Annotated in this window: 11 protein-coding genes; 3 read left to right on the top strand and 8 right to left on the bottom strand. The window is 68.9% G+C overall.

All coding sequences use genetic code 11. From position 1 onward, the window contains the following. Nucleotides 1–80 precede the first annotated feature (80 nt). Complete coding sequence (locus tag H9I49_RS22760; protein WP_188032691.1) at nucleotides 81–869, bottom strand: alpha/beta fold hydrolase; 789 nt, start codon at nucleotides 867–869, stop codon at nucleotides 81–83. Between the two features lie 121 nt (nucleotides 870–990). Here H9I49_RS22760 and H9I49_RS22755 point away from each other — a divergent pair, with 121 nt between their 5' ends. After that, nucleotides 991–2,019 (top strand): LacI family DNA-binding transcriptional regulator, encoded by a 1,029-nt coding sequence (locus H9I49_RS22755; RefSeq protein WP_188032690.1) that lies wholly within the window; start codon nucleotides 991–993, stop codon nucleotides 2,017–2,019. A 2-nt stretch (nucleotides 2,020–2,021) separates the two neighbouring features. On the opposite strand, the gene H9I49_RS24655 is transcribed toward H9I49_RS22755, so the two are convergent. Continuing rightward, nucleotides 2,022–3,029, bottom strand: coding sequence for a hydroxyacid dehydrogenase (locus tag H9I49_RS24655; protein ID WP_188032689.1), 1,008 nt, complete (start codon nucleotides 3,027–3,029; stop codon nucleotides 2,022–2,024). A gap of 380 nt (nucleotides 3,030–3,409) precedes the next feature. Between H9I49_RS24655 and H9I49_RS22745 the strand changes: the two genes are divergently transcribed. After that, nucleotides 3,410–4,540 (top strand): glycerate kinase, encoded by a 1,131-nt coding sequence (locus tag H9I49_RS22745; protein ID WP_188032688.1) that lies wholly within the window; start codon nucleotides 3,410–3,412, stop codon nucleotides 4,538–4,540. Nucleotides 4,541–4,545: 5 nt separating this feature from the next. Next, nucleotides 4,546–5,781 carry an AGE family epimerase/isomerase gene (locus H9I49_RS22740; protein ID WP_188032687.1) on the top strand — a complete coding sequence of 412 codons (1,236 nt, stop codon included), beginning with the start codon at nucleotides 4,546–4,548 and terminating at the stop codon, nucleotides 5,779–5,781. A gap of 241 nt (nucleotides 5,782–6,022) precedes the next feature. Here the strand turns inward: H9I49_RS22740 and H9I49_RS22735 are convergent, their stop codons facing one another. The 6 genes from H9I49_RS22735 to H9I49_RS22710 form a co-directional block, all read right to left on the bottom strand. Continuing rightward, a complete protein-coding gene (locus H9I49_RS22735) occupies nucleotides 6,023–7,597 on the bottom strand; it encodes an ABC transporter substrate-binding protein (protein ID WP_188032686.1) in 1,575 nt (524 codons plus the stop codon). Nucleotides 7,598–7,671: 74 nt separating this feature from the next. Continuing rightward, nucleotides 7,672–8,613, bottom strand: coding sequence for a carbohydrate ABC transporter permease (locus tag H9I49_RS22730; protein WP_188032685.1), 942 nt, complete (start codon nucleotides 8,611–8,613; stop codon nucleotides 7,672–7,674). A gap of 14 nt (nucleotides 8,614–8,627) precedes the next feature. Next, entirely contained in the window at nucleotides 8,628–9,635 is a 1,008-nt protein-coding gene (locus tag H9I49_RS22725) for an ABC transporter permease subunit (protein ID WP_223129134.1), read from the bottom strand. Nucleotides 9,636–9,830: 195 nt separating this feature from the next. Next, nucleotides 9,831–11,594, bottom strand: a complete 1,764-nt coding sequence (locus tag H9I49_RS24650) for a trehalase family glycosidase (protein WP_188032684.1) — start codon at nucleotides 11,592–11,594, stop codon at nucleotides 9,831–9,833. A gap of 61 nt (nucleotides 11,595–11,655) precedes the next feature. Next, nucleotides 11,656–12,474 (bottom strand): carbohydrate ABC transporter permease, encoded by an 819-nt coding sequence (locus H9I49_RS22715; RefSeq protein WP_188032683.1) that lies wholly within the window; start codon nucleotides 12,472–12,474, stop codon nucleotides 11,656–11,658. Then, a complete protein-coding gene (locus tag H9I49_RS22710) occupies nucleotides 12,474–13,445 on the bottom strand; it encodes a carbohydrate ABC transporter permease (protein WP_188032682.1) in 972 nt (323 codons plus the stop codon). The genes H9I49_RS22715 and H9I49_RS22710 overlap by 1 nt, the downstream gene beginning before the upstream one ends. Nucleotides 13,446–13,479: the final 34 nt, after the last annotated feature.

Genomic DNA, 13,479 nt, shown 5'->3' with positions numbered 1-13,479 from the left:
CGGAACACGGGTGAGAAGAGCTGTGTGGGAAAGCGCTTGCCGAGTATAGAGACGTTCCACGACGGAGGACAACCACCGGCTCAGAGAGCACGCAGCCATGCGTTGACGAGGTCGGCGAATGCGCCCGGCCGCTCGAGGTGCAGGTAGTGCCCAGCGCCGGGCCAGACGACCACTTCGCTCCCCTTCGGCCAGGGCACGCTCGTCACACGGTCGGCCGCCTGCGGGCTCGAGTAGACGCTGAGGACGGGGACGCGCAGGAGGCGCAACGCACGCGCGGCCTGGGCCGTCGACCCCAGGCTGTCGGGCTCCAGGTACATCGAGGAGAAGAGGGACGCGAGCACCGGACCAGGGGTCGCGAGCATCTGCGCCGCGACGGCACGCCTCAGGCCTGCGGGTTCGCCTGCGACGAAGGCGCCCTCGGCGAACTCGGCACCGCTCACGGCGCCGCGGTGCAGCAGATCATCGAACCGCTCAGGCGCGGAACGCATCTCATCGGCGTCGGCGCAGTAGGCGGGGTCGACGACCACGAGCGCACGGGCCATCGCCGGGCTGCGAAGAGCCAGTCGCACGACCACCTGACCGCCCATCGAGTGACCGATGGCGACGTCCGCCGGCCGGCCGGACAGGTGGCGGGCCAGGTCGTCGGCGACGCGAGACATCGTCACGCCTTCCGCCTCGCTCGTCCGCAGACCGTGCCCCAGAAGGTCTGGAGCGAGGACCCGCCCGGCCATCAGCCGCGAGGCGATCGGCGCCCACGATGCACCGTCCGAGCCCCAACCGTGGACGAGAAGGGCAGTACCCGGCCTGGAACCACGGCTGAAGAGCTTCCGCCCGCCGACGGCACCAGGGCTCCCGTGTCGCGTGATCATCCGATCCCCACGTCGATCTGCCGTGACGTCATTGGGTGACCGGACCTCTTCGTCTACTGTACGGAATGCGCCTTCCGCACGACGCGGCTGCTGACTCCAAGATCCACCGAGGACGTGCCACATGACCGACCTGACTCCCGGACCAGTCACGCTGCTGGACGTGGCCAACGAGGCCGGCGTCTCCCTCGCGACCGCTTCCCGAGCGATCAACGGAAGCACTCGGAAGGTTCGCGAGGACCTGCGCGAACGCGTCCTCGAGGCAGCGATCAAGCTGAACTACTCCGCAAACGCGCCGGCTCAGGCCATGGCCCGCGGACGCACCGACGTCGTGGGCCTGATCGTGCACGACATCGCCGATCCGTACTTCTCGTCGATTGCCGCGGGCGTGATGGGCGCCGCTGAGAGCCACGACCTCCTGGTCACGCTCGGGAGCACGGTTCGGCGGCCGGAACGCGAGCTCGACTACCTCCGCGTGCTTCGCGGTCAACGCAGCCGGGCCGTGATCCTCGCGGGTTCCAGGGTCGACGACGAGTCCCTGCTGGCACGCCTTCGCGAGCAAGGCGAGGCCTTCGAGCGGTCCGGGGGACGGGTCGTCGTGATCAGCCAGAATCGACTGCCGTTCGACACGGTTGTCATCGAGAACCGAAGTGGCGCAAAGGCGCTCGCGACCGAGCTGACTCGCCTCGGCTACCGCAGCTTCGCGGTCCTGGGAGGCCCGAACAAGCTGTTGACCGCCCGTGACCGCGTGCTGGGCTATCGAGACGGCATCACGAAGGCGGGGCTGCCCGCGCCACTCGTCGTCCACGGAGACTTCACCCGGGACGGGGGGTACAACGCGATGGGTGACGTCCTGGACTCGGGAACGCCCGTCGACTGCGTCCTCGCCGTCAACGACGTCATGGCCGTCGGCGCGATGGCCGCGTGCCGCGCCCGAGGCCTCCGGCTCCCACAGGACATGGCCCTCGCCGGCTTCGACGACATCGGCACCCTTCGCGACGTGGTTCCCTCCCTGACCACGGTCAGGCTGCCACTCGAGCAGATCGGCGCCCTCGCACTGAACCTCGTCGTGTCGGCTGACGACGCGGGCGAGGCGCGAACCCGTCGGGTCAAGGGTGAGGTGCTCGTGCGGGAGAGCACGCCCGGCCGCTGAGCTCATGCCATTCGGGCCAGCTCGTCGAGCGACACCAGGCCCTGCAGGGGCCGCGAGCCCACCAGCCGCACCGCATTCTCGACAGCGTGGGCGCCGAGCCGGAAGAGCTCGTTGCCCAAGGCCCCGGCCACGTGTGGCGTGACCACCACGTTGTCGAGGGCGAGGATCGGCGAGTCGGCCTCGAGCGGCTCGTGCGGGTCCGTGGCGTCCAGCACTGCGCGGATCCTGCCGGTCTCCAGCTCTGCGACGAGCGCGTCATGGTCCACGAGGCCGCCTCGGGCGGTGTTGACCAGCGTCGCCCCGTCGCGCATCAGGGCGAGCCGCCCGGCATCCAGCAGATGATGCGTCGACGGCAGCAGCGGAGCGTGCAGGCTCACGACGTCACAGGCCCGGAGCAGGTCTTCGAGAGGAGCGAGACGAACGCCGAGACGGCTCGCCTCCCGAGCATCGACGTACGGGTCAGACAGCCAGATCTCGAAGTCGAAGCCGGCGAGCAGCTCGACGACCCGGCGCCCGATCCGTGACGCGCCCACCAGGCCCACGCGACGCCCGTTGCACCCGACGGAGGCGAACTCGGACCGGTGGTCCAGCTTCTGCGAGGTGCGGTAGAGAGCCTGAGCGCGGAAGGCCTCCTTGGCGCTGAGGATGATCATGGCCAGGGCGTACTCCGCCACCGGCTGGGCATTCGCATCGGCGGCCGTGGTGACGAGGATGCCTCGCTCCCAGCAGACCGGGTCGACATGGCTACGCACGGAGCCGGCGGCGTGCAGCACGGCCCGGAGGGCGGGCGCCCGGTCGAGCACGCCGGAGTCGATCCTCGGGCTCCCCCAGCCGGTGATGAGCACCTCGGCCGAGGTCAGCTGCTCCGGGTCGACGTCGTCGAACGTCCCGACGGGCCTCGAGAAGTCGACGTCGAGCACCTGCAGCATCCGATGACGAGTCGCCTCATCGAAGAGCCGAGCCGGCAGGTCGGAGTCCATGGCGAGGACTGCGAGCGGGCGGGAGCTCACGCGGCGCTCCTCTCGAGGAGAGAACGCAGGGCGCCTGCATCGACCAAGCCTGACATCACCGGGAACCCCCATCGAAGACTCTTCGCGACGGACATCGTCATCGCCGCCCAGTCTGGCAGGCAAGCGCTTTCCTTGGGAAGCCCAGCCGCGGATGCAGCACCCCGCCCCAGCAGCGCCCGCATGGCCGGTGGCCAAGAGGCGGCACAAAGGCTTGCGTCTTCGTCCCAGCCGCGGCTACGGTGACGGCAAGCGCTTTCCGCCCACCGACAAGGGACCACGACATTGGCCACGCAGACGATCGGCAACATGTGGGCAGCCGACCTCGACCCCGTCATCCGCGCCAGGCGCCCGCGCTCCCGTGACGTCGTGGTCGGCTGACCGTGCGCGTCGTCCTCGCCCCGGACTCCTTCAAGGGAACCCTGAACGCCCAAGCCGTCGTCGAGGCCGTCGCAGAGGGCTGGTCGGACGTGCGACCTCGCGACGAGCTCGTACGCGTTCCCATGGCGGACGGGGGCGAAGGAACCCTTGACGTCGTCGAAGCCGCCACTCCTGGGAGCCGACGCGTTCACACCCGCGTCCTGGGGCCGGCGGGCCCGCTTGTTGCGCCATGGCTGCTTCTCGAGGACGGTTCTGCCGTGGTCGAGCTCGCACGAGCCAGTGGTCTGCCACTCCTCACGACGCGGGACGCCTTGGGCGCACACACCTTCGGGTTCGGCCAGCAGCTGGCAGCCGCAGCCGTTCACGGCTCCGTGAGGCGGATCCTGGCCACTCTGGGCGGCTCAGCCAGCACGGACGGGGGCACCGCTGCCCTGGCGGCGCTCGGTCATCGCTTCCTGGGCCCGGACAACCTGCGGCTCCCTCTCGGCGGTCGACACCTCGCGCGGCTCGAGCGCATCGACTCCAGCCGGGCGTTGCCGCCGCCGCCAGAGGGTGTGGACGTGCTTGTCGACGTTGACGCGCCCCTGCTCGGGCCAGCCGGTGCCGCAGGGGCTTTCGCGGTCCAGAAGGGCGCCGGGCCCGACGAGGTCGCACTGCTGGAAGCAGGTCTTCGACGGCTCTCGCAGGTCGTCGGAGACGACGGCAGCGCCCCCGGCAGCGGGGCAGCAGGCGGCACTGCCTTCGGCCTGGTCAACCTGTGGGGCGCACGCCTCACCGCGGGCTCCGATGCGGTCGCCCGGCTCACGCGACTCGACGAGCACGTGGAAGCGGCAGACCTCGTCGTGACGGGCGAGGGCAGACTCGACGCGCAGAGCTTCCGCGGCAAGGTCGTCGGCCGGGTCGCGGCCTCCGCTCGACGCGCCCGCACGCCACTCTGGGCCCTTGTGGGCCAAGCCGACGCGGACGCCGTCCGGCGGGTCGCTTCCGTGACCACGCTCAGCGACCTGGCCGGCAGTGCAGAAGCGGCCATGGCCGAACCAGCGGCCTGGGCGCGTGAAGCGGGCCGGGCCATGGCTGCCCGCCTCGACGCTGCCGGTCTCCCATCCACCCCTTCAGCCGAGCGAGCGAGTTGAGAGACATGACAGACATCGTCGAAGCCCCGTCCCAGGCCTGGCTCGAGCTGCAGAGACGGCTGCTGCGCCAACACGTCATCTCGGCGGTTCACCCTGACGGTGGCTTTGCATGGCTCGGTGACGACTGCACACCGCAGCTGGAGCGCCCCGTCGAGCTGTGGATCACGGCGCGCATGACGCACGTCGCCGCGCTCTCGGTGCTGGAAGGTGACCCGAGCCTCGAGCACGCGCTGATGCACGGAGTGGTCGCGCTCCGGGACGCGTTCCGCGACAAGAGGTTCGGCGGCTGGTTCGCCGCCGTGCGCGACGGGGCACCGACCCAGTCGGACAAGCGCGCCTACGAGCACGCGTTCGTCATCCTCGCGCTGTGCAGCGCGTCGGCGGCGGGGGCCGATGGTGCGCGGCAGCTTCTCGACGAGGCCCTGGAGATCTTCCACGGCCGGTTCTGGCGGGCGGACGACGGACTGACGGTCGACGTGTGGGACCGCTCGTGGAGCGAGCTCGAGGCCTACCGTGGGGTGAACGCCAACATGCACACGGTGGAGGCGCTTCTGGCCGCCGCCGACGTGACCGGCCAGACCCTCTGGTCCGACTGCGCCGCCTCGATCGTCGAACGTGTCGTGCACGGGTTCGCGGCTAGCCACGCGTTCCGTCTCCCCGAGCACTTCACTCCCGGGTGGCAGGTGATGCTCGAGCACAACCGGGAGGACCCGGCCCACCCCTTTCGGCCCTTCGGAGTCACGATCGGTCACCTTCTCGAGTGGGCCAGGCTCACGCTTCAGACGCGTACTGCCCTGGGTGCTTCCGCGCCCGCGTGGATGCTGCCGGATGCGAACTCCCTGTTCGAGGTGGCGGTACGCGATGGGTGGGCGGTGGACGGCCATCCGGGCTTCGTCTACACCACCGACTTCACGGGTGGGCCCGTCGTCCGGGACCGTCTGCACTGGGTCGTGACCGAGGCCATCGCGGCGGCCTGGGCCCTGTACGAAGCGACGGGCGAGCCGGCCTACGCCGACTGGCATGCCGTGTGGTGGGACCATGCCCGCGAGCTGTTCGTCGATGCACGCGACGGGTCGTGGCGCCATGAGCTGTCGCCCGAGAACCGGCCGGCGAGCACCGTCTGGAAAGGGCGCCCGGACGTCTACCACGCCTACCAGGCGGCGCTCCTGCCCAGCCTGAGCCGTCCGAGGTCGTTCGCCGGTGCGCTGCTCGAGGGCGCCGCTGAGGCCCGAACCCCCTGAGACGACCCGGTCCGCCCCCGGGTCACGCGTGCAGAGAAGCACGTTTCGCGCGCTCCACTCAGGAGCGCGCGAAACGCCGAGAAGCGCGCAACATCTCACGCGCTTGTGCCCGGTTTCGCGCGCTCGCGAACCGATCGCGCGAAACAGGGGGTGGTCGTAGGGCGGAGCCCCGGGGGTCCACGTGTGTGGACACCCGGGGCCTGCGTCTGGGCTGGACTCGCGAGCCGGACTGCCCAGTCGTTCAGGACTTCTTCGTCTTCAGGTACGCGTCGGCCTGCTTGGCCAGCTCCGCCTGGACCTTGGCCAGGCCCGCCCGGTCACACGCCTTCTTGAGGTCGTCGAGGCCCTGGTTGACGTCGACGGCACCGGCGAACAGTGGCTTGCAGTAACGCGTGACCGCGGCCGCCAGCTGGGTGTTCTCGTTCTTCACCGGGGTAACGTCGGGGACGAACGACGCGTACGGGTCGAGCTCGAAGTTCTTCGGGTCCTTGGACCACTCGAAGATCTTCTCCTCCGACTCCGTCATCGTCACGGGCTTGCGCTCCAGGGGGACTCGCCAACACAGCGCGAAGCCGGGGAAGTCGTAGGTCGACACCCGCTCGATGCCGTCGTCGCCGTCGGGTTTCCAGTCCGTGCCCTCGATGCCGTAGCTGATGAGGTCGTGGTTCTTCTTGACCGACAGCCAGTTCTGCAGCTGCATGGCGGCCTCGTGGCTCTGGCCGCGGGCGTTGAGCACGACGAAGTTGTCGGACTGGAAGGTCTGGTACGGCTTGCTCCCGAGGCCGCCCTTGAGGGGCATGACGTTGGCCAGCTTCGCCTGCGGGACCGCCTTGGACAGAGCGATGATGGCGTTCGACGAACCACCGTCGGTGATGGCGAACGCCGTGGCGTACTTCCCGGCGGCGAACAGGCCGCTCACGGCCTTGGAGTCGGCGTTGAGCATGTCCCGGTTGATGATGCCGTCGAGGTAGTACCTGCGGGCCCGGTTCAGTCCGTCGAGGGCTCCTTCGGCCTCCCAGAAGGGGACGGGGTCCGAGCTGCCCGTGGCCGGCCCGGCAGGGCTGAGCGAGAACCACAGGGACTCTCCGGTGAAGTTGACGGCGCTCAGCTGGCGGTTCTCCCACGCATACGGGTTGAGCACGGGCGTGATCGGCCCGAACACGCTGTTGCGGGTGTTGTTCGACGACAGGCCGAAGGGGATCATCCCCGGGTTCTTCTGCTTGACGTCGTACCAGAACTTCTCGAGCTGGTCGAAGCTCGTGATCTCGTCGGCACCGACCTGCTCGGCGAGGTCCTGGCGGATGATGTGGTGGTGGATGCGGGCGGCGCCGTTGACCTGCGGGATGCCGTAGAGCTCGCCCCTCCACGTGTTCGCGTCGATGACCTGCTGGTCGATCGTCTTGGTCAGGTCGCCGAACCTGCCCGACGAGTAGAGGCTCTTCAGCCCGATGACGGCCTTGTCGCTCACGAGCTGGTTCATGGCGAGCCACCGGGCCTGCAGGGCGGTGTCGAAGTTGGCGCCCGAGGTGAACCGCAGAAGCGACTGCGTCGAGTAGTCGGCCCATGAGATGAACTGAGGGTTGACCTGGAACCCGAGGTCGCTCTTGAGCTGCTTGTTCACGGCGGCGAGCACGGTCTGCCAGCCGACCGGGGCCGTGCCGGGAAGCAGGAAGGTCATGTTCCCGGCGAACTTGCCTCCAGCGGCGGTGGTGCCGCTGCCGGAGCTGCAAGCGGCGAGCAGGGCTGCGAGTGAGATGCCACCTGCCCCGCCGAGCACGGACCGCCGGGAGACGGGGGCGGAGAGGAATTCGGACATGACGTGCCTTTCTGAGATGGAGGCGCACCGTTGCTCGGTGCCGCTGACGGGTGCACTGCGGGGTGGTGCGAGGCTCAGCCCTTGGTGGCGCCGAGCGTGAGGCCCTTGACGAAGTACCGCTGGGCGAAGGGGTAGGCGAAGAGGATGGGCAGCATGGTGACCACCGTCAGCGCGAGCCGGAGCTGGTAGACCGGCGCCACGTCGGAGCTCGCCGGGATCATGCCTGCCGCATTCGAGACGCTCGCGATCAGGTTCTGGAGCACGAGCTGCATGGGGAACTTCTCGGGGTCGGTGATGAACAGCAGCGCCATGAACCACTCGTTCCAGTAGGCGACGGCATAGAACAGTCCGATGACCGCGAGGATCGGCTTGCTCAGGGGCAGGACGATCTGGAAGAAGGTGCGCAGCTCGCCGGCTCCGTCGACGCGGGCCGACTCGAGGATCTCCTTGGGCAGCTGGGCGAGGAAGCTGACGCCGATGAAGACGAGGAAAGGGGCGACGGCCAGCGGCAGGATGACCGAGAACCAGGAGTCCTGCAGGTGCAGGTACTGGGTCACCAGGATGTAGAGCGGCACGAGACCGCCATGGAAGAGCATCGGGACGTAGCCGACGACGGCGAGGGACGTGCTCAGCCTGGGCACCCGTCGAGCGATGGCCCAGGCGATCCCCGCCGTGGCGACGAGAGAGATCGTGGTGCCGATGATGGTGATGAACAGGCTTGCGCCCATGGCCTTCCACAGGGCGCCGCCGGCCACGATGGCCGAGTACGCCTTGAGGGAGAACGGCGAGGGCCACAAGCTGTAGCCATCCACCGAGAGCTTGTTCTCGTCGGTCAGCGAGCCCGCCAGGATCATCCACAGCGGGATGAGGCAGAACAACGCGAAGGCTCCCACGCCGATCAGGCTGACGATGGTGAAGGGCTCGGTCCTGCTGGACCGTCTCGGTGCCGCGGCCGGTGAGCCGGCGGACGCTCGGCTCTGATCCTGGCGCGAGTCGCGGGAGATCGTTGTCGTCATGGCAGCCTCCAGGGTCAGATGAGCGAGGACTCGCGCGAGTAGCGGCGGCTGATGAGAGTGGCCACGCTGATGAGGAGGAAGCCGACGACGGACTGGAAGAGGCCGATGGCCGCGGTCATCCCGAAGTCGCCTTGCGACCGAAGAGCCCGGAACACGTACGTGTCGATGACATCCGTGGTCGGGAAGAGGGTTCCGTTGTCCCCGACGATGGCGTAGATGGTGCCGAAGTCTCCGAAGAAGATGCGTCCGACGCCGAGGACCAGCAGGATGGCGGCCGTCGGGCGAAGGAGAGGGGCGGTGATGTGCAGGGCCATCCGCGCTCGGGAGGCTCCGTCGAGGGCGCCGGCCTCGTAGACCTCTTCCGGGATGGCGGTGATCGCAGCCAGGAAGATGACTGACGTGTAGCCGCCGAGCTGCCAGATCTTGACGACCGTGAGGATCCACGGCCAAGGGCCCGGCTCGGTGTACCAGCTGACGTCGGGGAGCGAGAAGAAGCCGAGCATCTTGTTGACCGCTCCCCCGGAGCCCCCCACCCCGGAGAGCAGGGTCTGCAGGATCACGCTGACGACGATCGGCGATACGAAGTACGGAAAGAAGATGGCGGACTGCAGTGGCTTGCGCAGGTACTTGGACCGGATCTCGTTGAGCATGATCGCGAGGAGCAGCCCGCTGAGGAGCGTTGCCGCCAGGAACAGCGTGTTGAGCCCGACGGTGTTGAGCAGGACGCGCCCGGCGTCACCACTGGTGAAGAAGAAGGTGAAGTTGTCGAAGCCGACCCACGGGCTGCCGGCGACACCGTCGGTGATGTTGAACGCCTTGAACGCGACGACCAGGCCCAGCATGGGCATGTAGGCGAAGACGAACAGCAGGGTCAGCGCCGGAAGCGCGAGGAGCAGGACGCCGGCCCGGTCCCGCAGTCTCCACCGTTGCGCCGTCATCCTGAGGCGGCGGGGTGTCCTGCCTGCCGGGGCCGGCGCGTGCTCGGGCGTCTGGAGCACGGGCGACTGTGCCGGGGCTGTCATGCGGACACCTGACCTCGGTGGTTCGCCATGTTGGCTCCTCGTCCTCCGGGTGCTGGGAATGCGCTTTCCCATACCCTAGGGCAGACGTCGACCGCCGCACAACCACTTGCTCGAGAATCTCGGAAAGCGCTGTCTCAGGAGAGACGGTGCGTCCCTCGCTCAGCGCGCGGCGTCACGCGCCCGCCCCGACACGGCTCACCGGGCCGAGGTCCTCCCCGACGAGGCGCCGACGTCGAACGCCTTCGCCTGCACCGAGGCGGCGGCGAGCCGGAGGTAGGCGCTGGCCGTCCAGGTGTAGGCCCGGTCGCGCAGCCCCTCACCGGTGAGCGCGTCGAAGTTCTCGGCGAACCCGCTTGTCTCGCAGAGCCGCCGGAACCTCGCGCTGACGTCGTCGGCGATCTCGACGTCCCCTCCGCGACGTAGCCCGTTCTCGATGAGAACCGTGGAGGGTGCCCAGATCGGACCGCGCCAGTAGCCGTCGGGCTCGTAGTGAGGGGACGTCGGTGGCTCGGTTGCCGGGCCCCATGCAGTGAGGTGGTCGCCGAGCCGACGCGCGAGCGCACTGCGCACGTCGTCCGGCAGCCGCTCGCCGAGAACCAGTGGCAGGAGGTTGAGCAGACTGCTCGCGCTGCTCGCCTCCCCCGTGTTGGCCGACCGGGCGACGAAGGCGGCACCGTCCCACAGTGTCATCAGCGCATCGAGCAGCCGCTCCGACTCGTCACGCCAGTCGGCAGCGGCCGCGGCGTCACCGAGCTGCTCCTCGAGGTCGGCCAGCACGTCCAGCTGCACGACGAGGAACGCGGCAAGGTCCGGCGACTCGATGACGCGGTCAGCGTCGAAGGTGGTGGAGTTGTCCCAGCCGCTGTCGTTGCCGTGCTGGTAGTAGGGCAGCGCGCGACCCGGAGCCCGACGGTGGTCGAGCCAGAAGCGCGTCCAGGCAGCGAGCCTGTCGCGCACCTGCACCAGCACCTGTTCGTCAAGAGAGGGCAGGAGCGGCCGCAGCTCCTCGAACGTCCAGCCGTGGATGGGAGGCTTGACGTAGTTGTAGAGCAGCTCGGAGTGCGAGATCGAGTCGGGCAGCGCGCCCTCGTCCGTCTGGTGGTCGAACGGCGCGAGGAACTGGTCGAGGGCGAGCTCCGGCTCACCACTGGCGAGGGCGAGCGCGTTGAAGCAGTGGTCCCAGCTCCACAGCTTGTCCATCCAGTGCATCGACATGAGCACCGACTCGCGCCGGAGGAAGCCCTCCGGCGCGACCGTGGCCGACCACAGCACGTATGCCGCGAGCGCCGCTGCGGGAGTGGAGTCGTCGCGCCAGGGTGCGACACGGTCGACGTACGTGGAGAAGCCTGCGGTGGCCGCCTCGACGGCCTCGTCGAACGTCGATGCGAGCACCAGCGGGGCCCGCGACGTGCGGAACTCCTCGACCGCCATCTCCCACGCTTCACCGTTGCCGCCGACGGTCAGGGCGCGACGCGCCTTGCCGAGGGCGCCCGCACCGACCGCCTCGCAATGGCCGGTCAGGACGGTGACCCGGTAGCGCAGCCCCGTCTCGTACGACGTGAGGACGTGGTCGCCCGTGGCGGGGTCGAGGTAGAGGTACGTGCCGCTGAACGGCGTGAGCCCTGGCGCGGCGTCGTCGAGGCGCAGGCCCAGCCCGCTGCCACGGAGACGGACGAGCTCCGGCCCGTCGAACACCGCCTCTACGTAGCCCTGCTCGTCCCGCCAGGACAGCACCGAGCTCGTGGCCGTCGTCGTCGCGGGAGCCTGCGCACCGCCGCGCCACGGCAGCAGCCGCACCACGGGCGTCAGGCCGTTGCGGTGCCCGTTGCGATGGGCCACGAGGTGCAGGTCGTCGGCGTACTCGTGCAGCCCGACCACCGGGCTGATGTTGAGCCAGGCGCCACGGGTGCTGAAGGGGATGGCGCGGACGTCGAACTCGACGGCGGATAGGGATGGCACTGCGGTCCTCTCGGAAGGGTCGACGGCGTTGCCCGGTCGTCGGGGCTGCCGGATGCGGGGGTCAGTCCTTGACGGCGCCCGCCGTGACGCCGGCGGCGACGTAGCGCTGGGCGAGCACGAGCAGGACGGTGGCGGGGATCGAGGCCACGACGGCGGTCGCCATGATGGCGTTCCACTGCTGGTTGTTGTTGCCGATGTAGGCGTAGATGCCGAGCGTGATCGGCCTCGCGTCGCCACCGTTGTCGAGCGACGACGCGAAGATGAAGTCGGACCATGCCCAGAGGAACGCGAAGAGCGACACGGTCACCGCGGCATTACGGCTCACCGGCATGATGACCGACCAGAAGGTGCGCAGGTGCGACGCGCCGTCGATCTTGGCGGCGTTGACGAGCTCGTCGGGGATGCCTTGCATGAAGGCGGTGAACACCATGACGGCGAACGGGACGGCGATGGTGCTGTCGGCCACGATGAGCCCGGCGACAGTGTTGAGGACGCCGAGCTTGAGGTAGATGGCGTAGAACCCCATCGCCATGATGATCGCCGGGATCATCTGGCTGCTGAGCAGCACGAAGCTCAACACCCCCTCGCCGCGCGGCCTCAGCTTGGCCAGGGCGTAGCCGGCCGGAGCTGCGACGGCGAGGGTGAGCAGCACCGTGCCGAGCCCGACGGCGAGGCTCGTCGCCAGGAAGGGGAGCTGCTGCTCGAGCACCGCCTGGTAGCCCACGAGCGTCGGGTTGACCGGGAAGAGGTTCGGGGGGTCCTTGCGCATGTCGGTCGTCGCGGTGAGCGAGACGTTCACCATCCAGTAGACGGGGAACAGCATGACTGCGGTGAGCACGAGGCCGACGGCCGTGCGCCACGGCGAACGTCGCGTGGTCATCACGCCTCCTGACGCCGCTGCAGGCGGATGTAGGCGAGCCCGGCGAGCAGGGCCAGAGCGATGAGGATGTTGCCGACGGCTGCCGCGGGCCCGAAGTTCGGCAGCAGCGAGCCGAACCCCAGCTGGTAGGTCCACGTCGCGAGCGTCGTCGACGAGCCGGCCGGCCCGCCCCTGGTCATGATCCAGATGATGTCGAACACCTTGAGGGTGTAGACGAGCCCGAGCAGCGTCACGATGGCCGACACGGGCCGCAGGAGCGGGAACGTCACGCGCCAGAAGGTCTGCCACGCGCCCGCCCCGTCGAGGGCCGCTGCCTCATAGAGCTCGTTCGGGATGTTCTGCAGCCCGCTGTAGAGGATGACGAGGTTGAACGGGATGCCGATCCAGATGTTCGCGACGAGGACGCTGACCAGGGCCATGTTCGGGTCGGTGAGCCAGTTGACCGGGGAGACGCCGACCGCGTGCAGGAGCGAGTTGACGACCCCGGAGTCGCTGTTGAGCATCCACGACCACGTCGAGGCGGAGACGATGAGGGGCAGCAGCCATGGCACGAGGAAGAGGGCACGCAGCGTGGCCGACAGCCGGAAGCTCGAGTGGAAGAAGACTGCCAGCGCGAGCCCGATGGTGAACTGGAAGGCGATCGACACGAACGTGAACACGGCCGTGTGCGTCAGGGCGGGCACGAACGTCTGCGACGTGAACACCTTGACGTAGTTGTCGAACCCGATGAACGGGGCACCGCCCTGCACGAAGTTGCGCACGGTGTAGCCGCGCACGCTCAGGTCGAGGTTGCGGAACAGCGGGAACGCGTAGAAGAGGATGAGGTACGCGAGCAATGGGGTGAGGAAGGCTGCCGCGGTGACCCGGTCGCGGGTCCGCGACGAGCGCCGGGTCACGTGGGGCGACATCCTGGGCCGAGTGGTCACCTCGTCCGCCCGGCGGGCGACGGGATGCGTTCGTGTCGTGCTCATCTCGGTGTCTCCTGGATCTCCGGCTGCATTCCCC

Origin of the sequence: Terrabacter sp. MAHUQ-38, assembly GCF_014518425.1 — a bacterium.
Classification (GTDB): Bacteria; Actinomycetota; Actinomycetes; order Actinomycetales; family Dermatophilaceae; genus Terrabacter.
This window is presented reverse-complemented; position numbering and strand designations above follow the sequence as displayed.